Origin of the sequence: Paraburkholderia piptadeniae (genome assembly GCF_900007165.1) — a bacterium.
GTDB lineage: Bacteria > Pseudomonadota > Gammaproteobacteria > Burkholderiales > Burkholderiaceae > Paraburkholderia > Paraburkholderia piptadeniae.
Map to the genome: position 1 here is coordinate 1 of NZ_CYGY02000187.1, position 552 is coordinate 552.

Below are 552 nucleotides of genomic sequence, written 5' to 3' on the forward strand. Positions count from 1 at the left end.
CATGGCGGCATGGGCTTCATCGAGGAAACGGGCGCGGCGCAGTACTACCGCGACGCGCGCATCCTGCCGATCTACGAAGGCACGACAGCGATCCAGGCGAACGACCTGATCGGACGCAAGACGGTGCGCGATGGCGGCGCGGTCGCGAAGGCGCTGCTCGCGGACATCGCGCAGACTGTCGAAGCGCTGAAGCAGCGCGATGGCGCGGCGTTCGGATCGATGCAAAGGCACCTGTCGCGAGGGCACGATGCGTTGCAATCGGTGGTGCAGTTCGTCGTTCAGAACATGAAGAGCGATCCGAACGCAGTGTTCGCGGGCAGCGTGCCGTATCTGAAGCTCGCGGGCATCGTGCTGGGCGGCTGGCAGATGGCGCGCGCAATGCTCGTTGCGCAGGCGAAGCATGCGGAAGACCCGTCGTTCTACGGCGCGAAGATCGCCACCGCGCAGTTCTACGCGGAGCACGTGCTGCCGCAGGCGGTGGCGCTGGAGGCGTCGATCGTCAGCGCGAAGGGCGCGGAGGGCGTGCTGGCATTGTCGGAAGATCAGTTCTGA

The 552-nt window shown here is 65.9% G+C and carries 1 protein-coding gene; it reads left to right on the plus strand.

Going from position 1 to position 552, the window contains the following annotated elements:
- The coding region (locus BN2476_RS44240) for an acyl-CoA dehydrogenase C-terminal domain-containing protein (RefSeq protein WP_143811239.1) at positions 1–552 on the plus strand (552 nt) is incomplete at its 5' end.